We start from the raw sequence: 25,375 nt of genomic DNA on the forward strand, positions 1-25,375 counted from the left end.
CGCGCTATTTCTTGGTTGACTCGGTGTTAGCGTAAGGGTCGGACACGACCAGCTCTGAAATCTCACCCTTGGTCGAGATCCTGCCGACCTTGCCGTTGGGCTCGGTGAACCAGAGATTCCCGTCAGGTCCCGCGGTGATGAAGCTCGCGATCGTGCCGTCGGGCGTTTTGAACGGTGTGAATCCGCCCTGCGGAGTGACGCGATAGATGATGTGAGCCTTCACGACGGTCACCCACAAGTTACCGTCGGCGCCGCTGGCGATACCGAATGGAACGCCCGCCTCGGGCAAGTCGTACTCGGTTACTTTTCCGTTGGGATCGATCTTCGCGATTTTGTTCACGCGCAGCTCGGTGAACCAGACATTGCCGTCGGCGCCGCGCGTCATGCCGCCCGGGCGCGCATCCGGCGTGGGGATGTCGTATTCGGTGACAGTGCCGGTGAGCGTGATACTGCCGATGCGGTTGGACTTGTCCTCGGCGAACCACATCTTGTTATCACTGCCGACGACGATCTCACCCGCGCCGACGCCCTTGGGCAGGTTGTATTCGGTCAACTGCCCCGCGGTGCTGAGTCTGCCGATACGATCGCCGGAATGCTCGGTGAACCACAAATTGCCATCGGGCCCCGTGACGATCCCCGCTGGCCCGCTCTGATTGTCGGGCAGCTTGATGTACGCGATTTTGGTGTCGAGCGCGACGCGGCCAACCTGGTTGCCGGGCGTGTCGGTGAACCATACGGCGCCGTCGGAGCCCGAGGTGATTCGCTCGGCGAAGCCGTCCTTGTCTATTTTATACCGAACCACAGCGCCATCAGGCGTGACGCGCCCGATACCGTCGCCCTGGTACTCGGTGTACCAGATATTTCCGTCAGGCCCCGTCGTTATCGCATATGGCGCGTGAGTGCCGAGGCGCGCGCCCTTGTTCGGCGCGGCGGGAACGGGTGCCGCTGCCGCGCCAGGCCGGGTGGGTTGCCTGGTGGCGCAGGCGGACGCGATGAAAATGGCCGCGGCCGCTCCCAGAGCGCGCGCGAGCCGTGCACGATTTGACGATCCGAAGTTCATCCTGATGCGGCTGAAATCAATTTTACTTGCGACTCAGCCGCACGGGAATCGCACTAAAGCACTACTCCGCTCGAACGCAGCGAGGAGATTTCTCCGGCGCTGAAGCCGAAGTCGCGCAGCACCTCGTCGGTATGCTCGCCCTTGCCTGGCGCATGACGCCACAGCTCGGGGTCGGATTTCGAGAATTTCGCGGGCGAGCGTACTGCACGCACCCGGCCGCCCTGCGGATGGTCGTACTCGACGAAGGTCCCATTCGCGACGAACTGGGGATCGGTCCAAATCGAATCGAAGTCGTTGACGGGACCGCATGGAACGTCGGCCGCTTCGATACGCTCGAGCCAATAGGCGGACGGCTTGGTCGGGAAAAAATCGATGAGGGCCTTGATGCACCGCCGCACTCGCTCGTGCCGCGGTTCGTCGCCTTCAAACCATTCGGGATGGCCAACGGCGTCGAGAATTCCCGCCCAATGCTTGTCGGTCAGCGGCGCGATCGTGATGTAGCCGTCCGCAGTCTTGAACGGATCGAGCGTCGCCATCGTGGGGCGCTTGCCGGCGTCGTGCGGAAGGAAGGTGTGCTCGGTCGCGGTATCGCCCATGAGGTAGTAGGCGACCGCATCGATCATCGCGAGCGTAACGTGCTGGCCCTGGCCGGTCGTGCGCGCTTCGTGCAGCGCGGCGAGGATCGAGATCGCCGCGGTGAGCGATGTCACCTTGTCGGCGAGAATATTCTTCACCGCGCGCGGCTTGCCCTGTGTCGTTTGCGCCGTCATCACGCCCGCCCATCCCTGGATGATCGGATCATAGGCGGGCTTGCTCGCGGCCGGACCGGTAAAGCCGTAGCCCGCGATCGAGCAGTAAACGATCTTGGGATTGCGCGCGGCGATCGCCTCGTAGCCGACGCCCAGCCGATCCATAACACCGGGCCTGACGTTCTGCATGACGATATCGGCCTGCTCGGCCATCCGCAGCAGAACTTCGGCGGCGCCTTCGCGCTTCAGATCGAGGATCATGTCGCGCTTGTTGCGATTCCAACTGAGCATCCCGATCGGCACGCCGCCACGGGCCTTGCCGCCGATGTTGCGGGTGACATCGCCCTCGGGCGGCTCGATTTTGATTACGTCGGCGCCGAGGTCCGCCAGCATCATGGCGGCGAACGGTCCGGAGACGACCATGCTCAGATCGAGGACACGAACATCCTTAAGCGGGCCCATCTCAGTTTCCTCGACCCTGCTTATAGTTCATGCACGCGCAACTCGACAACCGCCGATCATCGTGCGCTTGCATTTAGCTTTTGGCGGGAGTCTCGGCCGCGAAGCGATTGGATCGTTCCGCGATCTGCCGCAGCGCCGCGATCTGCGCCTGGATCGCCTTGCTGCGGCGCAGTCGCTCGAGGGTGAGCGGCAATCGATATGTCCAGTTCGTGTCGTTGGTAGTGCCGGGGCGGTTGATGCGCGCGCTCCAGCCGAACATATCCTGGATAGGGATTATCGTAAGCTGCGAGGGTGCGCCGTAGAGCGCCTCGAGAATCGCAAAGCGCGCATCATGGTCGAGCATCCGGCGCGGATTGGCGCGCTCGGCGATGCCGAGAGCCTGGACCAATTGTTCGCGTTCGCTGACTTTCTGTTCTCGCCACCAGAGGGTCACCGGTTCCGTGTCATGCGTGCCTGTGGTCGCGAGAGACAGTTCAGGATACGTCGAGGGGTTCAGGTAATGCTCGTCGGGCTGACCCCAATTCGTTTTTTCCCACTGCATCACCTTGTAGCCCGGTACTCCGAGGCCGGTGAGCGACACACGGACCCAGGGCGGCACGGTGCCAAGATCCTCGGCGATGATTTCGGTCGCACCGGCTTCTTCCTTGATTGCGCGCATGACGAATTCGCCCTGGCCGAGTTGATGATCCTCGCCCGCGGGCGCGAACTCACCGGGCGCATCCGGATCGGAGCCGAAGTTGAACGTGCGGTAGAGGCCGACGACGTGGTCGATACGGATGAGGTCGAACATCTTGGCCGCATGACGGGCGCGCGTGCGCAGCAGCTTGTAGCCGCCTTCGCCCATCTTCCACCAGTTTGGCAATGGCAGGCCCCAGCGCTGGCCCTTGGGATTGAAGCCATCGGGAGGAGCACCGACGCTGCGCGTCAAATCGAAATCCTCCTGATGCTGCCAGACCTCGGCGCTGTCGCGCCCCGGCGAGAAGGCAAGATCGCCGCCGATGCTGACTCCCCGCTCCTGCGCGTAGGCGCGAACCTCGCTCCACTGTCGATGCGCGATGAATTGCCAGTAGGCGTACATCTGGACCTGGTCGTTGAGCTCGGCGCGCGCGGCATTGAGCGCAGACGGCTCGCGCTTGGCGAGCTCCGCCGGCCAGGTTTCCCATGCCGCCCAGTTAAACCGCTCCTTGAGCGCGCGGAACAACACGTAGTCATTAATCCAGTCGGCGTTCTCTGCGACGAAGCGATCGATCTCCTCGCCTTCGGTACGTCCGCCTCGCGCCCGCGTCGCGCGATACGCCCGCCCCAGCAGCGTCAACTTTTCCCGGCGTGTGATCGCTCGCGCCACCACGCGCCCGCGTCCGACCGCGTCGCGCGCACGACCCTGCATGACACGCCCAACGCCAGGCAGACCCTGCACGCCGATGTACATCGGATCGACGGCCATGACGCTCATCGCAGTGTATGGACTCAGGTCGTCTGGGCCGGTCTCGTCGATTGGCAGGAGCTGGATCACTCGATGGCCCATCGCGAGCGCGAAATCGATCATCGCAGGGAGGCCTTGAATGTCTCCGCGCCCGAGATCGTTTTTGGTTCGAATCGAAAAAAGAGGGATCAGGACTCCAGCGGACCGCGGCAGCATCGATATCTATCCCGGGTGCTGCCCGCTTTAAGTGGGTGAGGCAGCTTCAATCTATTTTGGGGTGCTCGCGAGTTGAACGCTAGACCTCCACGCGAGCATCGAGACGCCAGACGCGCGCGTTGCGAATCGTCGCCTCCTCGTCGCGGACCAGCTCGCGCCCGATTGGCGAGCGGTAGGCATCGCGAAGCGCCTCCAGCGAATCAAAGGTCAAGATCGCGATGCGATAGCGGTCTGCGTTCTTCGGGTCGAGCTTACCGATGATGTAATTGCGCAGACCCGGTAGGCGCCGCGCGATATGCGTGTGCGTATCGAGGTAATGCCGCTCAGCAGCTTCTTTGCCGGCATTCTGCTCGAGATCGAACTCGGCTGCCATCACAAAGCAGGGCTGATGCGGCTTACGCGAATCGAACGGCACGATCGTTTCCGCATCGATGGTGCGATAGCGCAGATCTTTGAGATGCGCCTGCGTATCGGCCCTGAGCGGCGGCATCAAATCTGACTTGGCGCCGGTCGCCGAAATCTCGGCACTCTCGTACCCGAGAATCGCGGCGCGAAAGACTTCGGGCTTGACGCCGTTCACGGGCTTCGTGTGGCCGGTGTAATAGAACTTGAGCCCCGGCATCTGCCTGGCGAGGCCGACGTGATGGCCGAGATAGTTGCGCTCCTCGGCTTCGAGATCGCTCGACTGAAAATTGAACGCGACGAAGTTTATGAACATCGCGATGCCTCCTCAGATCACGTAGCCGCCGTTGGGGCTGATGATTTGCCCGACCATGAACTTCGATTCGTCGCACGAAAGATAAAGTGCCGCCGCCGCGATATCGGAGGGATCGCCGAAGCGCCCGGCCGGCGTGGCCGAGATGATCTGATCGCGCATCGCAGGCTCGATCGGCGCCGTCATCGGCGTTTCGATAAATCCCGGCGCGATGCAGTTGACCAGCACATTGTGGGTCACGACTTCGCGCGCGACTGACTTGGTGAACGAGATGATCCCGCCCTTGGCCGCGCAGTAGGCCGCCGCGAACGGCAGTCCGGTCGTGCCCGCGATCGAGCCGAGGTTGACGATCCGGCCCGAGCGCTTCGGCACCATCACCTTGAGCGCCTCGCGCGTGCAGTAAAACGTCGAGTAGAGATGCGTCCGCACCATCTTGTCGAAGTCTTCATCGGGCACGTCCCAGGTCTGGAAGAACTCGTTGCCCTCGCGCGTGCGTCCGATACCGGCGTTGTTGATCAGCACGTCGATCGTGCCCCACGCGCCGATGAAGTCGGCGAACATCTTTTTCACCGCCACACTGCTCGATACGTCGGCGACGAACGGCTTGGCGACCCCGCCCATGCGCTCGATCTCGGTCACGACGTTTTGCGCCGATTCCGGCCGCACGTCGTTGACGCCGATTTTCGCGCCCTCGCGCGCGAACGTCAGCCCCATCTCGCGCCCGAGGCCCGAGCCGCCGCCGGTGATCAGTACAATCTTGTCTTTCAGTTTCATTCCGCTTGCTCCTGGTCGATTCTGGTTTTCCGCTCAGGCCTTGGTCTTGGATTCGCGGAGTTGACGTTTCCAGTCGAGGCGCCGCGCCTCGGCGCCCGCAGCCTCGGCTTCCTTAATCATGTTTTTCTTCTGATAGAACATGCTGAGGTTGGTGAACGCCAGGATGTCCTCCGGATCCTGCTCGATATGCTTCTTGGTCAGCTCGATCGCCATGTCGATATCGCCCTTGGCCTGGTAGCACATCGTGAGGCCGTGCAGGGCGTCGGTGTAGCCGGGATCGATTTCGAGCGCTTGCTGGTAGAGCTCGATCGCCTTGTCGTATTCGTCGTCGGCGAAGGCGTCGATCGCTTCGTCGTAGAGTTCTTCTTTATCGGGCATGGATGAAACCTCCGCGCGCCGCGAATACTCACGATGTCGCGCGCTCCTCGTCTCTTATATACTAGGCTTGGTTAGATGGAGAATTGCCCGCCACCGTTGGAATCCGAGGTCTACGAAGTTCTGCGCGAATGCTACGACCCCGAGATTCCCGTCAATCTCGTTGACCTCGGCCTCATCTACGCCGTCGAGGTCAAGGAACACGTCGTCAATATCGTGATGACACTGACCGCGCCCGGTTGCTCGATGGGCATGATGATCCGCGAGAACATCGAGGACAAGCTGCTCGGCCTGCCCGGCTGCGACGAGGCGGTCGTCGAGATCGTATGGGATCCACCCTGGACCCCGCACATGATGACCGAAGCCGCCCGCAAACAACTCGGCATCGACGACTAGTCCGGATCGATCAGCACGCCCGGGTTCAGGATGCCTTGCGGGTCCAGCGCCTTCTTGGCGGCTTTGAGAGCCGTTGCGAAGCCGTCGGGGCGCTGTCGGTCGTACCATGGGCGATGATCGCGGCCGACGGCGTGATGATGCGTAATCGTGCCGCCCAGCTTGATTAGCAGATCCGATACTGCCGCCTTGATCTCATCCCATTGCTGAACCTGCGAGCCCTTCTTGCCCGGCGCGAGCACCGTATAATACGGTGCGGGGCCGTCGGGATAAGCGTGGGTGAAGCGGCACGTCACTGTTCCCTTGCCACACACGCGCGCGACAACCTCGCGCGCCTTTTCCATCAGTTGTCGATGGAACTCCGCAAAGCGGTCCCACGTGATCGCGGTTTCGAACGTGTCGCTGACCATGCCCATCCCGATCACGGTATCGCGCAGGTATGGCGCGTTGAGAAACGCATTTCGCCACGCGCCCGCCGCGCCCTCATGCGTCGCTTCTTTGTCGGTGCGCGTCTTGCCCGCATCGTCGGGAATTTTACCGCCGTGATCGGCAACGCATTCGAGCGCGCGCTTCATCCACGGCTCGAGCGGGTGATCCGCCGACTCGAACGCGAGCACCAGCACCGATTCGCTGCCATCGCCCGCGCCCGCGTTGAGCGCCTCGCCTTCATCGAGCACGCGGCAGTTCGCCGGATACAATCCCGCCTGCGAAATCTGACGCACGGCTTCCGCCGCCTTGATGAAGCTCCGGAACGGTATCGACGCGCCGGCGCGGAACGTCGGACGATCCTGCAGACGCATCCACGCTTCGGTGATGATGCCGAGCGTGCCTTCGGAGCCGATAAACATCCTGTCTGGGCTAGGTCCCGCGCCGGAGCCCGGCAGCCGCCGCGACTCGACGATACCGCGCGGAGTGACGACGCGCAGCGCTTCGACGAAATCGTCGATATGCGTGTAGAGCGTCGCGTAGTGGCCGCCCGAGCGCGTCGCAATCCATCCGCCGAGCGAGGAGAACTCGAACGATTGCGGATAGTGCCGAAGCGTATAGCCATGCGGCCGCAGTTGATCTTCGAGCGCGGGTCCGAGCACGCCGCCCTGGATTCGTGCGGCCCGTGACGCACGATCGACTTCCAGCACTTTGTCCAGATGCAGCAGATCGATCGAGACTGCGCCGCGATAATCGCCCCTTGAAGGAGGCTCGACACCGCCGACCACGCTCGAACCGCCGCCGTAGGGCGATGCCGCGAGCTTGGCGCTGTCGCACCATTCGAGCACGCGCACCAGTCCTTTCTCGTCGCGCGGAAACGCGACGATGTCGAACGGGTTCGGATAGTTGCGCTCGAACGCGCGCACGCCGTCGCGGAAGCTTTTGCCGTAGCTGTGCCCGGCGCGATCGTAGGTACTCGTCGAGCAGATGTCCTTTAGCGCGTCGGGAACGGCGACGCGCGGCGCGCGCAGGTTGAGCTCGGCCTCGGTCGGCGGCGGCGTGATCTCGAATCCGTCGAGCCCGAACCGCTTCGCCATCCGCTCGGCCATATGCTTTTGCTGTTCGGCATTCGGCCCCTGGTCTTCGTAACCCCAGCCCCAGAACTTGCGCCTGCGCTCAGCCATCGTCGTTCGCCTCTTGTTAACTACTTGTGATGAGCTAGCCGCGGATCGGCGGCACGTACGCGCCCGCGTTGAAGCCGCCGTCGATCGGCACCGCGACTCCCGTGATAAACGCGGCCTGGTCCGACGCGAGGAAGGTCGCGAGCGCCGCGACCTCTTCGGGTTTTCCGTTGCGGCCCAGCGGATGCATGATCCCGGTGCGCTCCCACATCATCTGCGACGCGCCCGCGGGAATCGTGTTGCAGTTCTCCGCGATCGGAGTCTCGATCACGCCCGGACAGATCGTGTTGCAGCGGATATTGTGCTTGGCGAAGTCGAGCGCGATGCCCTTGGACATGATGACGACGCCGCCCTTGGCCGCCTGGTATGCGCCGAGGTTCGGCACGCCTTCGATTCCCGCGCCGCTGGCGGTATTGATGATCACGCCGCCGCCCTGCTTGATCATGTGCGGGATCGCGTACTTGCAGCCGAAAAACACACCCTTCATGCACACATCGACGACCCAGTCCCATTCCTGCTCGGTGGTATCGACTACGTTCTTCGGCACGAACACGCCCGCGTTGTTGAACAGGATATCGAGGCGGCCGAAGATACGGACCGTCTCCTCGACCATCTTCTCGACTTCGGCGCCGACGCGCACATCGACCGCGACCGACTTCGCCGAGCCTCCGGCCTTGCCGATCTCCGCGACGGTGTTCTGCGCCGATTCGGTGCGCACGTCGGCGACCATCACCTTCGCGCCTTCTTCGGCAAATCGAATCGCGCTGGCGCGCCCGATTCCCGAGCCCGCGCCAGTGACGAGTGCAACTTTATCCTTGAGCATCATGAGCAGTGTTCCTCCACGGCGACCATCGCCGACTCGCGAGCATTGCCACGATCACAGAGATTTTGAAAGCGTCAGGCGCTGCGACGGCTCGATTCGCGTGGCGCAGGAGCTTCGACGTTCCAAGTCAGTTCGCGCTCGTAAGGAAAGTCGGCGAGATGGCGTTCGATCGCGGCGCGATCGCCGTAGCAGTCGGGGCGCGTAAGGATATGAATCGCGAGGGACGCGAAGGGCAGGTAGACGAACACGCTCGCCCATCCGATCCCGCTCGCGCCGATGCGAAACAGCATCGTGATTCCGAACAGCACGATTCCGGTGTAGAGCGCGGGGCCGAGCAGCGCGCGCGAGCGCATCGATGGAAGTGCGCCGGCGGGCTTTCCCGCGCCGCGATTTATCGTCGAGTCGAGGAGTTGGAAGATCGCGATAGTGATCGCCGCGACGAAATACCATCCGAGGTAATTGCTGATCGGCACGCCGAAATGCGGTCCCGGCGGGTCGTACCAGAAAATCTTGCCGAGGAACCATCGGTCGCCGAGCACGCTCAGCGGATCGACCACCCAGTCGATCATCACCATGAACAGCGCGGCCATCAGCCATACGCGCGGCGCGCGGCGAATCTTCCGCGTATCGAGGATCCGAAGGTCGGCGCCCTGGCGATAAAGCGGCGAGCTCAGCAGCAGAGCGACGCTGTAACTCGCGAAGCCGAGGAACGTGAACGACAGCGAGTCCATGAAAGGCACTCCGAAGATCCAGATTTCGCGATCGTGCGTCGCCTCGATGTAGTGATAGAGCCCGAAGGGAAAGCCGTTGTGCACCGACGACCATTCGCACGTGAGCGAGACGACGTAGGTCAGAATGGTGAAGAGCAGCGTCGTGCGCAGGCCGAAGTTGATGATCGCGATAAAAAGGAAGCTCGCGAGGAAGATGAACACGTAAGGGCGGAGCGCGATCGTCGAGAGCAGCAGATGCATCGCGGGCGCTCCCTACGCGGCCGTGCGCGAGTGCATCGCTTTGAAAAACTCGATCGCGCGGCGAATCGAATCGTCAACCGGACCCGGCTCGTAGCCGAGCTCGGCCTTCGCTTTCGATGAATCGAAGAACATGTGCTTGCGCGCCATGCGAACTTCGGTGAGGCTAGCGCGCGGCGCGCGCCGCGTAACGGTGCGCGATACCGCTTCGGCGCCGAGGGCGAAGCCGAACGCGACGGCGTATGGGATTCGCACGCGCGGCGCGGCGAGTCCGGAGAGCCGCGCAAGCCGCGCAAGGAATTCTTTCAAACTCATGTTCTCCGCGCCGAGAATATATTTCTCACCAACTCGACCGCGCTCCGCCGCGAGCAGATGGCCGCGCGCGCAATCGGCAGCGTCAACAAGGTTGAGTCCCGTGTCGACATACGCCGGCATCCGCCGGTTGAGAAAATCCACGATGATGCGTCCGGTCGGAGTGGGCTTGTAGTCGTACTCGCCAATCGGCGTGGAAGGGTTCACGATCACGACCGGTGCGCCTTCGCGCGCGGCTTTCATAGCTTCCTGCTCGGCGAGAAATTTCGAGCGCTTGTAGTGCCCCGGCATCTGCTCGAGCGTGACGGGAGTGTCCTCGCGCCCGATTCCGCCGTGCGGAATTCCGAGCGCACCCACAGTGCTCGTATGCACGATTCGTTTCACGCCCGCGGCGCGCGCGGCACGGATCACGTTCTTCGTGCCCTCTACGTTGGTCGCGTACATAGGAGCGGGGTCGGTGAGCCAGAGCCGGTAATCGGCTGCCACGTGATAGACCTCGTTACATCCCGTGGAGGCGCGTTCGACTGATGACGCGTCGCGCAGGTCGCCGATCGCGAGCTCGATATCGAGTCCGACGAGCGCGCTGCGGTCCGCCTTTTCACGCAACAGCACACGCACATGATCGCCGCGCGCGAGGAGAGCGCGCACGACGTGGCTTCCTACGAAGCCGTTGCCCCCGGTCACGAGTGCCGTCTTAGATGCCATCGCGCTAGGCGCCGACGCGGCCCGCGACTGCGTCGGCTGCCGCGTTGCCGGAGATCACCGCGCTTTCGATCGTCGCGGGCAGGCCGGTCTGAATCCAGTCGCCGGCGAGAAAGAAGTTTGGAATCGGCGTCGATGCCGTTGGGCGCAACTCATGAGAGCGCAGGTCGGGCGCCATCGTCGCCTGCTTTTCCTTGAGCACGAGAGCCTTGAGCAGCTTCGCGTCCGTCGCCGCCGGGATCATCTTGCGCAGGTCGGCGAGGACGACGTCGAGCAGCTCATCATTCGACTGATCGACGATCCGGCGCGCGCCGCTGATGACGAAGCTCAGATAACCCGGATGCGACTCGCCGTGCAGCTCGAAGATACGCCGCTTGTTGAACATCCATTGCGTGGTCGTGCCGATGAAGCCGACGAATGCCGAATTGGTGATGGTACGATCGAACCACGCATGCACGCAGATGATTGGCGAAGTCGTGAGTCCATCGAAGCGCGAGAAGAACGGATCCGCGACAGCGTTCTCAGGCAGAAAGCGCAGCAGATGATGCGGCGGAACGGCCGAGATGAAATTCGACGCGCCGAGGCGGCGACCGTCGCGCAGGCGCACGCTCGCGATCCTGCCGCCCTCGCCAACGTCGAGCGCTTCGACGATCGCATGCGATTCGACGAGGCCGCCCGAGTCTTCGATGATCTTCCTGGCGCCCGTGCAGTAGAGCTCGCTAAGTCCGACCTTGGGATAAACGAACGATGAATCCGCGCGGCGGCCAAAGAACGCGCGCTGGAGCACGGTCGCGAGCAGCATTGCCGATGACGACTCGGGCTCGTCGTTGAGCGTCGCGATCGAAATCGGATACCAGAACGTGTCGCGGATGCGTTGGCTCTGGCCGAGCCTGTCCATCAGCGCGACGACGGTGAGCTTCTCGAGGATGCCTTCGTCGCGGCGATGCATCCCGAGCAGGCGCAGACCGGCGCGCATCGCGCTCAGGCGTTCACCAATAGTCAAGTGCCGATAGCGCATCAGCGCCATCGCCATGTGCATTGGGCCGGGCAGATGCGCGGCATGAACCGAGGCGCTCTTGCCGCGACCGTCGAGCATGTCAATTTCAAGATCGTCGTGGATCACGAGCTTGTCGCGCGAGCCGACGCGGGTGAGAAAATCCAGCGTCGCGCGGTAGCATCCCATGAGAACGTGCTGGCCGTTGTCGACCGAGTCACCAGTGTCGGGATCGGCAAACGAATATGCGCGGCCTCCGAGTGCGGGCTTGCGCTCGAGCAGCGCCACGCGGAAACCCTTGTCCGCGAGGGCGACCCCAGCGCTGAGCCCCGCGAAGCCGCCGCCGATTACAACGACGTCCTTGGGCTCAATCATCCTGCGTCATCCGTGGCGCGCGCCGAAACGGCCACTCGCCCACGCGCGGCCGACGAGGTAGAGCTTACGCGGCGCCGAGAGACTCAGGCGGCCCTCGAACACGCGATAGTTCGATTCGACGATCCGATCGAGCAGCGTGCCGTAGATGAGGCGCATCGCTTCCGCCGTGACCAGCGAGCCGCGATCCTCCTCGGGCAGAGCGGCTTCAGCCTTGGCGTAGAACTCGCGCGCGCGGCGCGCTTCGAATTCCATCATGCGCACGAAGTTCTCATCGTAAATCCCGGCGAGCAGCTCTGCTTCGCTGAATTCAAATCGCTCGATGTCTTCGAGCGGCAGATAGATACGGCCGCGGCCCGCGTCCTCGCGCACGTCGCGCAGGATATTGGTGAGCTGAAAGGCGATGCCGAGGTTTTCCGCGTATTCACGCGCGGCGGGATTGCTGTAGCCGAAAATCTCGATACAGATGAGGCCGACCGCGGCCGCGACGCGATAGCAATAGAGCCGCAGCTCTTCAAATGTCGCGTAGCGCTTCTGGGAAAGATCCATCTCGACGCCGGAGATGATCTCTTCGAAATACGCGCGCGGAATCTCGAAACGGCGAACGCTGTCCGTAAGCGCGCGAGAAATGGCACGCGTCGGCGCGCCGTTGTATACGCGCTCGAGCTCTTCGCGCCAGCGCCCGAGCATCGCGGCCGGATCGCTGAAGCCTTCGTCGTCGGCAATGTCGTCGAGGAAGCGGCAGAACGCGTACACCGAGTGCAGCGCGCGGCGGCGTTCCGCGGGCAGCAGCATGAAGGCGTAGTAGAAATTCGACGACGAGTTCCGGGTGATATGAGCGCAGCGCTCGTAGTCGGCATCGAGCGAAGTATGCGCCGGCTCGAAGCCCGCGCGCTCGAGTTGTTCGGAATCAGTTTTGAAGGCGTCCACGGATCGCGCTCCATCCCAGTTTTAGGTAGTCCCACTTTTCCAGTTTAGGCCGCCGCTCGAAAACATCGTAGCCGACGCGCTCGATCGCGCGCAGGATCGCAAGCCCGCCGCCGGCGAACATCAGGATGTCGCGGCTGAGCCGCCGATCGACGAGCCTCGAAAGACCGTTACCGCCTTCGAGCAGCATCGCGCGCGCGATTGCGACTTCATGCCGCATCAGTGCGATGAACTTCGCCGCAATCTCGGGCTTGCCGAGTGCGTCGGGCGCGATCTCGAAGCGCGCAAGATCGGCGCGCGGAATATAGATGCGGCCCTTGCCCAGATCGATTGCGACGTCCTGCCAGAAATTCGCGAGCTGAAGCCCGCTGCATACGAGATCGGACAGATGCTGCCGCTCGTCGTCGCGGTAGCCAAACAGATACAGCACGAGACGTCCGACGGGATTTGCGGAATTGCGCGCATAGCCGAGCAGATCATCGAGCGTGTCGAAGCCCCGGAAATTCACGTCCGAGCGAAACGCGACGAGCAGATCGGCGAACGGCTCTTTCGGGATCTCGAACTTGCGTACCGTGTCGGCGAGCGCGACGAACACCAGATCGCGCGGCGCACCGGCGTAGGCGGCTTCGAGCTGATGCCCCCAGTCGTCGAGCTTCGCGAGATCGCGATCCTCGTCGGCAAAGTCGTCAGCGATCCGCGCGTAGGCGTAGATCGCGTGCATATGCTTGCGCATCGCGCGCGGCATCAGCCACGAGGCGATCGTGAAGTTCTCGTAGTGCGACTGCGCGAGCGCGGTGCAGAACGCATACGCGCGATCGAGCTCGGTCGATCCCGGCGTATCACGCCGCGAGGCTCCGAGCAGCGGGCGCTCGCTTCTGATTCCTGCTTCGCTGCCAATCATGACGTTACGCCGCCGCGGGTCTCGCGCCGATCAGCTCACGCGCCTGCGCGCGCGCCCATTCGTCGGTACCGAGCAAATCCTCGAGCGTGCGGGCGGCGCGATTCGGATGCCGCCGCATCACGTTTTCGATATGCCGCGGGATATCGACGAAGCGTACCTGGCCCGCGAGAAATCCCGCGACCAGCTCCTCGTTCGCCGCGTTGAGGCACGCCGGCATCGTGTGACCTTCAGTTAGCGCCTCGAACGCAAGGCGCAAGCACGGAAAGCGGCTGAAGTCCGGCTCCTCGAAGGTGAGGCGCGCCGCCTTGGTTAATGAAAACTTCTTCAGATGATCGAGCGGGAGGCGATCTGGATACGCCAGCGCGTATGCAACCGGGATCGCCATGTCAGGCACCGCCATCTCCGCGATCACCGAGCCGTCGATCATCTCGACCATCGAATGGATGACACTTTGTGGATGAATGACGACGCCAATTTGCTCCGGCGTCAGATCGAAGAGCCAGCGCGCCTCGATCACTTCGAGGCCTTTGTTCATGAGCGTCGCGGAATCGATCGTGATCTTGCTACCCATGCGCCAGGTCGGATGATTGAGCGCCTGCTCGACGGTTACCGAGTCGAACTGCGCGACGGGAAGCTCGCGGAACGGACCGCCTGAGGCAGTCAGGACGATTCGCTTGAGGCCCTCGCGCCCGCGGCCTTCGAGGCACTGGAAAATCGCGTTGTGCTCGCTATCAACCGGCAGCAGCCGCACTCCGTTTTCGCGTACTGCCCGCGTGATCAGCTCGCCCGCGACGACCAGCACTTCCTTGTTGGCGAAGGCGATGTCCTTGCCAGCTTTGATCGCAGCTAGAGTCGGGCGGAGGCCGAGTGCGCCGACCATCGCGGACATTACGAGCTCAGTCGCGGGATGCGTCGCCACCGCGGCCGCCCCTTCGAGGCCGTGAACGATCCTGACTCGATGATCGCTGAGCCGCTCGGTGAGATCGCGCGCGAGTTCCGGCGTCGCGACGGAGACCAGGTCGGGACGAAAGCGGCGAATCTGCTGCGCGAAGAGATCGAGATTGCGCCCGGCCGCCATCGCCGCGACTTTGAACCGATCGCTGAAGCGCCCGACTACATCCAGCGTCGTAACGCCGACCGAGCCGGTCGAGCCTAGTATCGAAATTGTCTTCATCGTGCGCCGTTCAGTGCGATGCCATCTCCCGGAGGCGCTTGCGGAAACGTCCGAGCGCCATCAGCGGAAAGTAATGTGCGTACATGTGATAGCGAAGGTAGAAGTGATTCGGGAAACCGGTGCCGGTGAACTCGGATTCGTCCCACGCGCCCGCCTCATTCTGCTGCTCGGCCAGAAACTGCGCGCCGCGCATGAGTTGATCGCTGATGCCGTCTTCGCCGGCGACGAGACCAATCATCGCCCACGCGGTCTGCGACGCGGTGCTGGTGCCGCGCCCGCGCCATGATGCGTCCTTGTCGGAGAGCGGGCTCTCGCCCCATCCGCCGTCCTCGTTCTGCTTCGACTTGAGCCAAGCGACTGCGCGTTTGATCCACGGCTCGTTGATATCGACGCCAATTTTGCGCAGACCCGAGAGCGCAGAGAAGGTTCCGTAGATGTGATTCACGCCCCAGCGTCCCCACCAGGAGCCCTCGGGCGATTGATTCTTCTTCAGCCAGTTAATCGCGCGCTTGGCGACAGGATGATCGACGCGATAGCCGACGCCCGCCATCATCTCGAGCACGCGGCCGGTGAGATCGGGGCACGACGGATCGGTGACGGCCTCGACATCGGCGAGTGGGATATTGTTGAGCCAGGTCGAATCGTTATCGACGTCGAAGGCGGCGAATCCGCCGTCCTCGGATTGCATGCCCATCACCCAGTTCGCGCCGGCGGCGAGCGCGTGCTCCTTGGCCGCCGTGTCATCGACCTCGGCCTCGGCGAGCACGCTCAGGATGACGGCGGAATCGTCCACGTCGGGATACCAGTCGTTATAAAACTCGAATGCCCATCCGCCGGGCTCGAGATCGGGCCGCTTAATCGACCAGTCGCCCTTCTTGAAAATCTGATTGTCGATAAACCAGCGCGCGACTTTTTTGATCGACTCGTCGTTGCCGGGCAGCTCCGAATCGAGCAACGCGCGGCCAGCGAGCGCGGCATCCCAGTTGGGCGACACGCACGGCTGAAACATCGAGTAGTCGTCGAAGTGCCAGATGAGTTCCTTGATCCCTTCGAGTGCTTTTTTGAGCACCGGATGGTCGTTGCGGTAGCCGTTGGCCTTCAGAGCCATCGCGCTCAGCAGGTAGCAGGGTTCGATGCCGCCCCAGGTGCCGTTGCCCTCCTGATGCTCGAGGATCCAGTTCTCGACGAAGCGCATCGCACGCGCCCGCAGCGTCGGCAGATGATGGCGATCGAAAACGCGCAGGCCCTTGTCGGCGACATTGAGCGCATTGCGCAGCGAGACGAGCTTCTTGCCGCGCGGCTGCTTGAACTTGGTGAAGTGCGGAGGCTGGATGAACAGCTCGAGCACTCCTGCCACGTAATCGATCTGCTTCACGGGCCGCGCAGCCTGCAGATACATCAGGGCCATCAGCGTGCCGCGCGCCCACGATGACAGCTCGTAGATATTGAAGAAGAACCAGTTCGGAAACATCGCGAGCTCGATCGGAATCGCCGCCGTCGCGTGCCATCCGACCTGGCCCATCGCGGCCAGATAGAAGCGCGCGAGCGTGCCGCAGTTCTCGATGCCGCCCTTGGACAAGATCCAGCGCCGCGCCTGCATGCATGGCTCGTCGCCGGCGCGCAGTCCCGCGAGCTTCAGCGCGAAGTACGCCTCGATCGACGTCGAGAGGTAGCCCTCGCCGCCCGGATACAGGCTCCAGCTTCCGTCGGCGTTCTGCAGATCGAGCAGATGCTTTTTCATCCGCGGCTCGAGCTCGGGATCGACGATGTCCATGAAGTGGCTGAAGATCATGTACTCGGCGTTCATTTCGCCGTTGGCTTCGAGCGGCGCCTGCCAATAACCCTCGGGCTTTTGCAGCGCGATCAGCGACTTCTGCGCGCGATCGATCGTGTAATCGATCCTGGCGACGTATTCGGGGGGCGCGCCCGCGGCCGGCGCGGTGAGATTCTGGACTTCTGCGGTCTCGTTCATGGATTCTTCGATTGGTCTCTCCCCGGAGTTCGCGCCATCAAGCGCGCCATCGTTGTTGGAGCTCATGGCGTGATCGCGCACTTCAAAATCTCTCCTCGCTCGAGCATCGCGAACACGTCTTCGAGCTCGCTGAGCCGCCGATGCGCGTTGATGACAGCGCCGAAGTTCAGCTCGCGCGCGCACAGCATCTCGCGGGTTTTCGCAACGTCGCGCGGACGAAAATGAAACGGCGCGAGCAGCGTCAGATTGTCGTAATGCATCCGGCGCGTATCGACGTTGAGCATCGTGCCGACCGGGCATCCGCCGAACAGCACCGCGCGTCCGCCGCGCCGCATGAACTTGATCGAATCCTGCCAGCCATCGATCTGGCCGGTGCATTCGATAACGAGATCGGGGCCATAGCCGCCGTTGAGGCGCGCGAGCACGGCTCCGACGTCGTCGCGATACGCATCGAGGACGAGATCGGCGCCCATTTCCGATGCCCACTTGAGGCGTTGCGCACCGCGGCCCACCATCACGATTTGCCGCACGCCCGCGGCGCGCAGCGTGATCATATGCAGCAGGCCGAAAGGGCCCGCGCCGACGATCACCGCGGTCTCATGAGCCTCGGGCTTCGCGATCTCCTGCGCGTGGACGACGCACGAAAGCGGCTCCAGCAGCGCGGCTTCCTCGAACGGCAGCCAGCGCGGCTTGAGGAACGTATTGGTCGCGACAACGTGAGCCGGCAGGATGATCATGTCGGCATACGCGCCGAGCACCATCCGCCCGAGCGCATCGTCGCAGAGATTCTCCTGACCGCGCTTGCAGTAGAAACAATCGCCGCAGGGCGCGGTGGGGGCACACATAATCTCGTCGCCAACTCGATACGCGGTGACTCCGTGTCCGACTTCGGCGACTACTCCGGAGAACTCATGACCGATAGGAGTCGGCGTTGGCCACAGCGGATGCCCACGGCGGAAAGTCTTGAGATCGGTGCCGCAGCTCAGCGCGCATCGAATCTGGATCAGCAGCTCGCCGGGTCCCGGATGCGCCGGCATCCAGTCGCGCAGCTCGAGCACGCGCGGTTCGAGGAGGACCGCCTGCCGCGGACGCATCTGCGGTTTCATTACGGCCGCGGCGGTCACTTGGTTCTCTCCACGACGAACGTTGCGATATGCCGCAGCGGCTCGGCGGCGTCGCCGAGCGGAGCAATTGCGCGATGCGCGCGATGCTTGAGTTCGTCGGCCATGTCGCGCGAGCGCTCGATGCCGAGAATGGCGGGGTAGGTGGCCTTGCCGTGCGCGGAATCCTTCTGCGTGCGCTTGCCCATCTGCTCGGTCGTGCTCACGACATCAAGAAGATCATCAACGACCTGGAAGCCGAGGCCGAGCGCGCGGCCATACGCATCGAGCATTTCGAGCTGGGTGGGATCCGCGCCGCCGAGGCGCGCGCCGCCCTTGATCGACGCGAGAAACAACGCGCCGGTTTTTTTACTGTGCAGCTCTTCGAGCTCTTCGATGGTCTTCGATTTGCCCTCGCCGAGGATATCGATCACCTGGCCCGCGACCATCCCGCCCGAGCCGGCTGCCTGAGCGAGCTCGGCAACAGTTTCGAGCAGGGTCTGCGGCGGAATCGCTTCGGAGCCCGAGCGCGCGAGAACTTTGAATGCGTCGGTCAGGAGCGCGTCGCCGGCGAGCGTCGCGAACGCGTCGCCATAGACCTTGTGACTGGTCGCGCGGCCGTGGCGCAGATCGTCGTTGTCCATGCACGGCAGATCGTCGTGGATGAGTGAGTAGGTGTGAATCATCTCGAGCGCGCAGGCGAGGCCTATCGCAGCTTCGGGCTTGCCGCCGACCGCCTCGCACGAGGCGAGCACAAGCACGGGGCGCAGGCGCTTGCCGCCGCCGAGCAGGCTGTAGCGCATCGCCTCGAACAGCCTGGCTTCCGAACCCGCAGGCTCAGGCACGGCATGGGCGAGCGCGCGTTCCACGATTTGCACGCGCTCTTTCAGATAACGATCGAGATTGAAGTCTGTGCTCATTTGGTCCGGGTCGGCGCGCCAAAGCGCTCGCGGCGCGCCGGGATGCGAAGCGCACGCGGCGCTTCGTATCGCGCTAGTGCATGTAGTGGCGCACCATCCGCCACGAATCTTTCAGGTTCGAGCCGAAGTCGAGCGCGACGGTGCCCTCGAATCCGGAGTGGAGCTTGCAATCGCGGCAGCGGATATCCTGCTTGGAGCGGTAGTACTCCCAATCAGTCGCTGCGTGCATGTCTTCGAATGATTTGTAGTGCCCGTTGGTGATCAGGTAGCAGGGCCCCTTCCAGCCGCGCGGATTGCGCGTGACCGTGGTCCAGGGGCTGCACAGGAGATCGCGCTTGCCGACGAGATAGTCGAGGTAGATCGGCGTGTTGACGATCTTGTGGTCGTGCGCCATCTCGTTGATCTTCATGAACTTGTACGGCATCTCCTCTTTCTTGAGGTAGAGCTCGTCGTTGTTCAGCACCTGGTAGTGATAGCCGGGGCTCAGCAGCATCCCATCGACGCCGAGCGTGGTCAGGAACTTGACCAGCTCCTCGAGCTCGTCGCCGGTGGTCTCGCGGAAGACGGTGGTGTTGGTCTGCACGCGATAGCCCTTGTCCTTGAGCATCTTGATCATCTTGACGGCGATATCGAAGTGACCGTCGCGCGCAGTCACGCGATCGTTGGTCTCCTTCATGCCGTCGAGATGGATATTGAAGCTGAGGTAGCTGCTGGGGCCGACGTTCTTGACGAAACGCTCGAGCAGGATCGCGTTGGTGCAGATCATGACGTGGCGGCCCTGCTCTTCGATAAGCCGGTTCGTCAGTGGCGCGATATGCTTGTACATGAGCGGCTCGCCGCCGCAGATCGAAACGATCGGCGCGCCGCATTCCTTGGCCGAGTCCAGCGCCTCATCGAGCGTCATCATGTCGCGAATCGTGTCCTTGTATTCGACGATTCGGCCGCATCCGACGCACGCGAGGTTGCACGCATGTAGCGGCTCGAGCATCAGCACGAGCGGGAAATATTTCTCCCCGGCGCGCTTCTTTTTGCTCATGTAGCGGCCAAGGTCGATCATCTGCTTGAAAGGAACGCGCATCTTCTAAGTCGTCTCCTGCCGGGATGAAGATGTAATTCAGGCGGACGCGCTGCCGTCCGCGGGGGGAGTGCGATCCGCTTCCCCAAACAACCACTCACCAACCATCGCAACCGCGGCCTCGGTGTCCACCGAACTGCCGCCGATAAATAGATGCTCAATCAAGAGCCCGTTGAGCGCCGAGACCAGGAAGCCGGCCGCCGCTTCGGGCGCGAAACGCCGCGAGCATATTCCTTTTTCCTGCGCCCGCGCGATGAGTTCAACCAGCATCGCGCGGTAGCCGCCGTAGAGCCGCAGCACCTGGTCGCTGAGAGTCTCCGACAGATGCTGATCGTGCATCATCTGGGCGAGGAAAAACCGGACCGAACTCGCGTTCTCGTGGATGAAATGCAGGTACTGCTCGACCAGCTTCTGGATTTGCGCGCGCTCGTCAAGCTTGCCCGCTTCCTCGGCAAAGTCGATGAAGTAAGGCTCGAGCAGACGGTTAAGGACCGCGACGAACAACTCTTCCTTGGTCTTGAAATGCCAGAAGATGAGCGCCTTGCTGACGTGCGCCTCGCGGGCAACCTCGGACATCGAGGTCTCGTGAAAGCCACGGTTGGCAAACAGATGCATCGCGGCCTTGAGAATCTCGTCGCGAGAATCCTGCGCCTGTCCGCGCGGCTCGATAGGCGCCACTTTGTCCTGAGATGTGCTCATCCAGCTCGATTCTAAGAGTTCAGCCTCGGTCCGCCACACACCAAGCCGTTACGATTGCGCTCCCGACATCGGTATGCGAACCCGAAATACTGGAGCAGAAGACACGGCTAACCTTTCGGTCAATCGTAATCGTACCTTGACGGGCACGAATGTCAAGGCGGTCCAGTCCGATCGGTCAGGCAGGAGACACGCGATACCAGCAGGTAGCGTGAAAAAGTCCGGTATCGAAGACATATTCGGGTCAAAAATCGTGCAGTCTGAGTGGTTGACGACAGTGTTACCGGTCGATTTTCCGGGCGCGGCCTCCTTCCGACGATGAAATCCGGGCGGCCTCAATAATGGCGACACAGTTGCGGGCCTCGATTCGATTGCTGCGTGCCATCGTCGACTCGTTGCCCGCGATGAGCGCCTCTTCGAAGTCGCACGCCATCCCGGCGAACCAGGCCGCGTGATACGAGTCGTCGGGCGCGTCGGCCACGGTCAAATCCTGGGCGCGGCCGTCGCGATCGGTGAACGTGACCTGGTCGCCTTCGATATCGAGGCGGCCGCGATCGCCTTCGATCGCGGCTGACGTGCTGCGTCGGCCCGAGCGCCACGACAGACGCGAGGTTGCGACGCATCCGCCGGCCATCTCGATTCGCATCTCGGCCGCATCGTCGGCGTCGCTGCCGGGCGGGAATTCGAGCCGCGCCGCGACAGTCTCAGGCGCGGCGCCGCCGAGCAGCCACTGCATCAGGTAGAAGATATGCCATCCGTGATCGATCAGAATCCCGCCGCCCGAGGCTGCTGACTGGCGCCATCGCCCGCCCGCGCCGCCTTTGCCGGCGGGCTGCGTGCGCAGGCGATCCAGTGACATCGAGTGAACAACGCCGAGACGGCCGTTCGCGATCGCCTCGCGCGCCGTCGCATACGGCGGCGAGTACTTCCAATTATGCACGCACATCATGACCCGCCGCTTCGCGTCGGCGACGCGGGCGAGAGCGTCGAACTCTTCGAGCGAGAGTGCGAACGGTTTTTCGACCAGCACGCTCGCATCCGCTGCCAGAGCCGTCGCAGCTGACTTCGCATGGAGCGAGGGCGGACTCGCGATATCGACGAAGTCGAGCGCCTCGCCGTCGAGCATCAGTTCCAGATCGTCGTAAACCCTGACGCCGTCGATCAGCCGCAACGCCTCGTGCCGCCGCTCCGAAATCGGATCGTGGATGACATTCAGAGTGATATTCGGGCGCGTGCGCCATCCGATCAGATGCGCCCGCGCCGCGACCTCGCCGAAACCTGAAATCGCGCCGCGGATCATCCGACCCATTGACGCGCCAGGCCCTCGATTTCGCGCTGCGCGCCCTCGGGCGAGAGGTCTTCAGGAAAAACGATCAGGCGATGCGCTCCCGCGGCCGCATAGTCGTCGCAGGCGCGGCGCGTGTCCTTGCCGCCCAGCGGCGAGAACATGGTGATTTCGATCTGGCTGAAGTCGCGTCCCGCCTCGTCGCACATCTTCTTGAGCTTGGCGAGTTCGTCCTTGAGCGCGGCCGGCTCGAGCGCGATCGGACCCCATCCGTCGCCGATCTCGACCGTGTTGCGCAGGCCGCGATCGCCGTTCTGTCCGATATGAACGGGAGGATAGGGCTTGCGGGCCGGCTTGGGATTGCAATGCACTGCGGGGAATTTCACGAACTCGCCGTTGAAGCTCGCCTCGTCCTTGGTCCACAGCTCTTTCATCGCGCGGACGTACTCGCGCGTCATCGGCCAGCGCCGGCGGAACTCCACGCCCATGATTTCGCTCTCGTCCTTGAGCCATCCCGCGCCGATGCCGAACAGGAAACGGCCGCCGGTGTAAAAGTCGAGAGTCGCGATTTCCTTGGCCGTGATGATCGGATCGCGCTCGGGCACGAGGCAGATCCCGGTGCCGAGCTTGATCGTTTTGGTCGCCGCGCCCGCGAGCGCGAGTCCGACGAACGGATCGATCATGTGGTAGTAGCCCTTGGGAATCTTGCCGTCGCCGCGCGGGAACGGCGTCTTGTGAACCGACGGAATAATGGGATGCTCGGGCAGCCAGAACGATTCGAAACCCGCCGCTTCGCACATCTTTGCGACGGTCGCGGGATCAGCGGTGTAGCTGGCGGTGAATGCAAGGACTCCGATTTTCATCACGGGCCTCCAACCCAACTCGGACGATGATTGCCGACCAAGTTAGCGCGAAGCCCCCCGCGGCACCAAAGGCCAAACACCCATCAAGAATCCGATTAGGCGAAGCGCGCATAATGACAAGCGCCATCGGAATTGATGGTAAGCGCGTCCGCCTGAGGAGTGTATCTGAGATGAGACCTGCTCGCGTCGATTATGAGATCGGAAGTGGCAGTGTATTTAAGGATCTTGGCTGCACGATGCGGATGAATTCGATATCAAAAGCGACATTGCGATTCTCATTGGCAGGCGAATCAACAAACTCGGACTCACCCGGGCAGAGGCCGCAAAGATCATGGGAATCGACCAACCCAAAGCCTCAGCCCTCGTTAGAGGTCGCTTGGAGAAATTTTCGAGAGACAGGCTTTGCGAGCTGCTTGCCCGGCTAGGTTACGATGTCGATATTCGAGTACACGAAAAACGAATCAGCAATGGCGTCGTCGCGCCTGGCAGAGTGAAGCTCAGCCTGGTGTGAATCGATCTAGATGCGTTGGACGCTCGACCTATGCAGCAGGATCTCGCCGGGATGAATGAGAGGCAGAAAATTCTTGGTCGGCATAGCTAAAACAGCACCGCCAAATTCAGATCCGATCAGTTCGCTCAACGATAATCGGTGAACGATTCAAATTAAAGTTCGTCGGTGATTACTCGAGTCAGCGTGACGAGACCGACTGCGCCTGCGGTTGAGATTACGATTGCGCCGAGGGCGCCGTGGGCGTGCAGGCCGACCATCGCGAAGATTGCGGCGCCGATCACGCCGCCGACTAATCCGAGCAGGATGTCACAGACTGCGCCGTAGCCTTCGCCGTTGAGCAGCTTGCCCGCGAGCCATCCCGCGATTAGTCCGATCAGAATTGATGCGATCATTATGCGTTGCCTCCAGTGTCCGCGCCTTTTCGGAGACGCGATTCTCGAGGCACTAAGAGCAAGGCGCTTGCCATCGATGAGGGCGCGGTTTGCGGGCTTTTTTCGCGATGCGGCCGCAGCGGCGCGCTTGCGGCGCGATTGCCATGCAGCCGCTGCGCTGCATCGCGTGTGCAGCTTAATAGAAGACGGTCCTGGTGCGATGGCGCGGATGCGCTTTGTAGTCGGGCTGCTGGCCGCGATTCCAGAGCAGGTAGTCGATATCGATCGAGCGCGCCTTCGAGCCCTTCGACGCGAGTGCCTCGCGAATCAACTCGGACGCGTGCAGGGCGCAAGCGCGAATCTCGATTTCCTCGCGCGCGCCGCATGGGATCAGTTCACCCGCGTCGATTCGTTTGAGGAGTGCATCGTCGTAACGCAGGATGCCGTCGATCCTGAGCACGTGCGGCACGAGGTTGTCGGCGAAGATCGTGAGCTGGTCGAGATCGCTGAAGCGGCCGAAGCCCTCGCCGTCGAACGCGAGTGAAAGATCGGCCGCGGTTAACTGCGCGCGCTTGTAAAACGGGACCTCGAGGTCGCCGTAGCGCTGCACGTCGCGAAAGAAAATCATCCGCTCTAAAATCCGCACCAGCGTTTCTGCCGAGCCGTTGGCGGCGCCGAGCATGTCCTCGAAGCTCGCGGCGTAGTTGTTGATGAGAAACCATCCGAGCTGTCGCATCCCTGACGTGAACAGCTCGATCAGCTCGACGATTGGCTGATTCGTGAGATCCTGGCCGAAGACTCGCGCTGCCTCGGTGCGGCTGAAAGTCGAAAGCTGCTTCGCAGTCGGCGCGCCATTGGCAGTGAAATAATCCTTGAGACTCGCCGCGACGGTGAAGTATCCGGAATGACCGGGGCGCTTCGCCATATGCGGAAAATAGCCGGAGCCAAAATTGATCGAGTCTAGCGTCAGGATGAAAACCGCGGTTGCCTCGCCATGACCGAGGTAGTGTGTGCGAGAATCGAGTTTCGGCCGCACGAGCTTATCGGCAGGCAGGGACGCGGCGTAATCGGCGATCCGATCGCGCTCGACATGAACAAACTGCGCCCGCTCGGCAACCGCCTTGGCGCTCTCGCGAATCCGCTCGAACAATCCGTCACTCATCGGCAGCAGTTCCTTCAATCCCAGCCGAAGAAGTCGCGGGCGTAGATGAAGCGGCCTACGCCGGCGGCCTCGGCTGCGAGTTCGTCAACCTCCTGGTCACCTACCATTGTCGAGGCTCTCAGATCGACGCCGTAGAGCTCCGCGAGATCGGTGATCATGCCGGCCTTGGGTTTGCGGCATTCGCAGTTATCGTCGGGCGTATGCGGACAGATCTGCCATCCGGTGAGAATACCGCCGAGCTGGTCGTCGAGCGCGCGCATCGCATCCTCGACCTGTTCCATCGTGAACCATTTGCGGTTGACGCCGGCCTGGTTGGTGACGACAAGCATCAGATGGTCATGCATCGGGGCGAGCTTGTCGGCGACGTTGGGCAGCAGCTTGATGATGAGATCGCCGCGCGAGTTGCGCGGGATGTTGCGCGAGTCATCGAGCTCGACGAGGGTGCCCGCGAGATCGAGGAACAACGCCGCGTT

Annotated in this window: 25 protein-coding genes; 1 reads left to right on the forward strand and 24 read right to left on the reverse strand. The window is 62.6% G+C overall.

Annotation, left to right across the window (positions count from 1 at the left end; genetic code table 11):
• Window positions 1-4: 4 nt before the first annotated feature.
• From VMA09_15570 to VMA09_15595, 6 genes are all read right to left on the reverse strand, one after another.
• Window positions 5-1,060 (reverse strand): hypothetical protein, encoded by a 1,056-nt coding sequence (locus tag VMA09_15570; GenBank protein ID HUA35027.1) that lies wholly within the window; start codon window positions 1,058-1,060, stop codon window positions 5-7.
• A 53-nt stretch (window positions 1,061-1,113) separates the two neighbouring features.
• Complete coding sequence (locus tag VMA09_15575; protein HUA35028.1) at window positions 1,114-2,271, reverse strand: CoA transferase; 1,158 nt, start codon at window positions 2,269-2,271, stop codon at window positions 1,114-1,116.
• Between the two features lie 73 nt (window positions 2,272-2,344).
• Complete coding sequence (gene malQ, locus VMA09_15580) at window positions 2,345-3,910, reverse strand: 4-alpha-glucanotransferase (GenBank protein HUA35029.1); 1,566 nt, start codon at window positions 3,908-3,910, stop codon at window positions 2,345-2,347.
• Between the two features lie 79 nt (window positions 3,911-3,989).
• Window positions 3,990-4,628: an EthD family reductase gene (locus VMA09_15585; protein ID HUA35030.1), complete on the reverse strand. Its 639-nt coding sequence runs from the start codon at window positions 4,626-4,628 to the stop codon at window positions 3,990-3,992.
• Window positions 4,629-4,640: 12 nt separating this feature from the next.
• A complete protein-coding gene (locus tag VMA09_15590; protein HUA35031.1) occupies window positions 4,641-5,399 on the reverse strand; it encodes an SDR family NAD(P)-dependent oxidoreductase in 759 nt (252 codons plus the stop codon).
• A 33-nt stretch (window positions 5,400-5,432) separates the two neighbouring features.
• Window positions 5,433-5,777: a tetratricopeptide repeat protein gene (locus VMA09_15595; GenBank protein ID HUA35032.1), complete on the reverse strand. Its 345-nt coding sequence runs from the start codon at window positions 5,775-5,777 to the stop codon at window positions 5,433-5,435.
• Between the two features lie 96 nt (window positions 5,778-5,873).
• On the opposite strand from VMA09_15595, the gene VMA09_15600 reads away from it, so the two are divergent.
• The gene (locus VMA09_15600; protein ID HUA35033.1) at window positions 5,874-6,170 is read left to right on the forward strand and encodes an iron-sulfur cluster assembly protein; all 297 of its coding nucleotides are present in this window, start codon (window positions 5,874-5,876) and stop codon (window positions 6,168-6,170) included.
• Here the strand turns inward: VMA09_15600 and VMA09_15605 are convergent.
• The 18 genes from VMA09_15605 to VMA09_15690 all read right to left on the reverse strand — a co-directional run.
• Entirely contained in the window at window positions 6,167-7,777 is a 1,611-nt protein-coding gene (locus tag VMA09_15605) for an FAD-binding oxidoreductase (protein HUA35034.1), read from the reverse strand. The two genes, VMA09_15600 and VMA09_15605, sit on opposite strands and share 4 nt — an antisense overlap.
• Window positions 7,778-7,811: 34 nt before the next feature.
• Entirely contained in the window at window positions 7,812-8,600 is a 789-nt protein-coding gene (locus tag VMA09_15610) for an SDR family NAD(P)-dependent oxidoreductase (protein HUA35035.1), read from the reverse strand.
• Between the two features lie 71 nt (window positions 8,601-8,671).
• The gene (locus VMA09_15615) at window positions 8,672-9,568 is read right to left on the reverse strand and encodes a carotenoid biosynthesis protein (GenBank protein ID HUA35036.1); all 897 of its coding nucleotides are present in this window, start codon (window positions 9,566-9,568) and stop codon (window positions 8,672-8,674) included.
• Window positions 9,569-9,580: 12 nt separating this feature from the next.
• Window positions 9,581-10,582: a hopanoid-associated sugar epimerase gene (hpnA, locus tag VMA09_15620; GenBank protein HUA35037.1), complete on the reverse strand. Its 1,002-nt coding sequence runs from the start codon at window positions 10,580-10,582 to the stop codon at window positions 9,581-9,583.
• 4 nt (window positions 10,583-10,586) lie between these two features.
• Complete coding sequence (hpnE, locus tag VMA09_15625; protein HUA35038.1) at window positions 10,587-11,948, reverse strand: hydroxysqualene dehydroxylase HpnE; 1,362 nt, start codon at window positions 11,946-11,948, stop codon at window positions 10,587-10,589.
• Between the two features lie 6 nt (window positions 11,949-11,954).
• Window positions 11,955-12,875, reverse strand: coding sequence for a presqualene diphosphate synthase HpnD (hpnD, locus tag VMA09_15630; GenBank protein ID HUA35039.1), 921 nt, complete (start codon window positions 12,873-12,875; stop codon window positions 11,955-11,957).
• Window positions 12,856-13,773 (reverse strand): squalene synthase HpnC, encoded by a 918-nt coding sequence (gene hpnC / locus VMA09_15635; protein ID HUA35040.1) that lies wholly within the window; start codon window positions 13,771-13,773, stop codon window positions 12,856-12,858. Before hpnC ends, hpnD begins: the two co-directional genes overlap by 20 nt.
• A gap of 4 nt (window positions 13,774-13,777) precedes the next feature.
• Window positions 13,778-14,947, reverse strand: coding sequence for a 1-deoxy-D-xylulose-5-phosphate reductoisomerase (locus VMA09_15640; protein HUA35041.1), 1,170 nt, complete (start codon window positions 14,945-14,947; stop codon window positions 13,778-13,780).
• Window positions 14,948-14,957: 10 nt separating this feature from the next.
• Window positions 14,958-16,919: a squalene--hopene cyclase gene (gene shc, locus VMA09_15645; GenBank protein HUA35042.1), complete on the reverse strand. Its 1,962-nt coding sequence runs from the start codon at window positions 16,917-16,919 to the stop codon at window positions 14,958-14,960.
• Window positions 16,920-16,981: 62 nt separating this feature from the next.
• Entirely contained in the window at window positions 16,982-18,043 is a 1,062-nt protein-coding gene (locus tag VMA09_15650) for an alcohol dehydrogenase catalytic domain-containing protein (protein HUA35043.1), read from the reverse strand.
• Complete coding sequence (locus tag VMA09_15655; protein HUA35044.1) at window positions 18,040-18,939, reverse strand: farnesyl diphosphate synthase; 900 nt, start codon at window positions 18,937-18,939, stop codon at window positions 18,040-18,042. Before VMA09_15655 ends, VMA09_15650 begins: the two co-directional genes overlap by 4 nt.
• A 73-nt stretch (window positions 18,940-19,012) precedes the next feature.
• Window positions 19,013-20,017: an adenosyl-hopene transferase HpnH gene (gene hpnH, locus VMA09_15660; GenBank protein ID HUA35045.1), complete on the reverse strand. Its 1,005-nt coding sequence runs from the start codon at window positions 20,015-20,017 to the stop codon at window positions 19,013-19,015.
• A gap of 36 nt (window positions 20,018-20,053) precedes the next feature.
• Window positions 20,054-20,713: a TetR/AcrR family transcriptional regulator gene (locus VMA09_15665; protein HUA35046.1), complete on the reverse strand. Its 660-nt coding sequence runs from the start codon at window positions 20,711-20,713 to the stop codon at window positions 20,054-20,056.
• Between the two features lie 277 nt (window positions 20,714-20,990).
• On the reverse strand, window positions 20,991-22,019 hold the full coding sequence (locus VMA09_15670; protein HUA35047.1) for a Gfo/Idh/MocA family oxidoreductase: 1,029 nt from the start codon (window positions 22,017-22,019) through the stop codon (window positions 20,991-20,993).
• The gene (locus tag VMA09_15675) at window positions 22,007-22,858 is read right to left on the reverse strand and encodes an LLM class F420-dependent oxidoreductase (protein ID HUA35048.1); all 852 of its coding nucleotides are present in this window, start codon (window positions 22,856-22,858) and stop codon (window positions 22,007-22,009) included. The genes VMA09_15670 and VMA09_15675 overlap by 13 nt, the downstream gene beginning before the upstream one ends.
• A gap of 663 nt (window positions 22,859-23,521) precedes the next feature.
• Window positions 23,522-23,761 (reverse strand): GlsB/YeaQ/YmgE family stress response membrane protein, encoded by a 240-nt coding sequence (locus VMA09_15680; protein ID HUA35049.1) that lies wholly within the window; start codon window positions 23,759-23,761, stop codon window positions 23,522-23,524.
• Window positions 23,762-23,936: 175 nt separating this feature from the next.
• Window positions 23,937-24,902, reverse strand: coding sequence for a queuosine salvage family protein (locus tag VMA09_15685; protein HUA35050.1), 966 nt, complete (start codon window positions 24,900-24,902; stop codon window positions 23,937-23,939).
• Window positions 24,903-24,916: 14 nt separating this feature from the next.
• Window positions 24,917-25,375: HAD-IIIA family hydrolase (locus VMA09_15690; protein ID HUA35051.1), on the reverse strand; the 459-nt coding region annotated here is incomplete at its 5' end.

Source organism: Candidatus Binataceae bacterium (genome assembly GCA_035508495.1).
Classification (GTDB): Bacteria; Desulfobacterota; Binatia; order Binatales; family Binataceae; genus JASHPB01.

Bases quoted from the DNA above. Each gene is read 5' to 3' on its own strand.
- VMA09_15570 (HUA35027.1), bottom strand. From the start codon at position 1,060: ATGAACTTCGGATCGTCAAATCGTGCACGGCTCGCGCGCGCTCTGGGA.
- VMA09_15575 (HUA35028.1), bottom strand. From the start codon at position 2,271: ATGGGCCCGCTTAAGGATGTTCGTGTCCTCGATCTGAGCATGGTCGTC.
- malQ (HUA35029.1), bottom strand. From the start codon at position 3,910: ATGCTGCCGCGGTCCGCTGGAGTCCTGATCCCTCTTTTTTCGATTCGA.
- VMA09_15585 (HUA35030.1), bottom strand. From the start codon at position 4,628: ATGTTCATAAACTTCGTCGCGTTCAATTTTCAGTCGAGCGATCTCGAA.
- VMA09_15590 (HUA35031.1), bottom strand. From the start codon at position 5,399: ATGAAACTGAAAGACAAGATTGTACTGATCACCGGCGGCGGCTCGGGC.
- VMA09_15595 (HUA35032.1), bottom strand. From the start codon at position 5,777: ATGCCCGATAAAGAAGAACTCTACGACGAAGCGATCGACGCCTTCGCC.
- VMA09_15605 (HUA35034.1), bottom strand. From the start codon at position 7,777: ATGGCTGAGCGCAGGCGCAAGTTCTGGGGCTGGGGTTACGAAGACCAG.
- VMA09_15610 (HUA35035.1), bottom strand. From the start codon at position 8,600: ATGATGCTCAAGGATAAAGTTGCACTCGTCACTGGCGCGGGCTCGGGA.
- VMA09_15615 (HUA35036.1), bottom strand. From the start codon at position 9,568: ATGCATCTGCTGCTCTCGACGATCGCGCTCCGCCCTTACGTGTTCATC.
- hpnA (HUA35037.1), bottom strand. From the start codon at position 10,582: ATGGCATCTAAGACGGCACTCGTGACCGGGGGCAACGGCTTCGTAGGA.
- hpnE (HUA35038.1), bottom strand. From the start codon at position 11,948: ATGATTGAGCCCAAGGACGTCGTTGTAATCGGCGGCGGCTTCGCGGGG.
- hpnC (HUA35040.1), bottom strand. From the start codon at position 13,773: ATGATTGGCAGCGAAGCAGGAATCAGAAGCGAGCGCCCGCTGCTCGGA.
- VMA09_15640 (HUA35041.1), bottom strand. From the start codon at position 14,947: ATGAAGACAATTTCGATACTAGGCTCGACCGGCTCGGTCGGCGTTACG.
- shc (HUA35042.1), bottom strand. From the start codon at position 16,919: ATGAACGAGACCGCAGAAGTCCAGAATCTCACCGCGCCGGCCGCGGGC.
- VMA09_15655 (HUA35044.1), bottom strand. From the start codon at position 18,939: ATGAGCACAGACTTCAATCTCGATCGTTATCTGAAAGAGCGCGTGCAA.
- hpnH (HUA35045.1), bottom strand. From the start codon at position 20,017: ATGCGCGTTCCTTTCAAGCAGATGATCGACCTTGGCCGCTACATGAGC.
- VMA09_15665 (HUA35046.1), bottom strand. From the start codon at position 20,713: ATGAGCACATCTCAGGACAAAGTGGCGCCTATCGAGCCGCGCGGACAG.
- VMA09_15670 (HUA35047.1), bottom strand. From the start codon at position 22,019: ATGGGTCGGATGATCCGCGGCGCGATTTCAGGTTTCGGCGAGGTCGCG.
- VMA09_15675 (HUA35048.1), bottom strand. From the start codon at position 22,858: ATGAAAATCGGAGTCCTTGCATTCACCGCCAGCTACACCGCTGATCCC.
- VMA09_15680 (HUA35049.1), bottom strand. From the start codon at position 23,761: ATGATCGCATCAATTCTGATCGGACTAATCGCGGGATGGCTCGCGGGC.
- VMA09_15685 (HUA35050.1), bottom strand. From the start codon at position 24,902: ATGAGTGACGGATTGTTCGAGCGGATTCGCGAGAGCGCCAAGGCGGTT.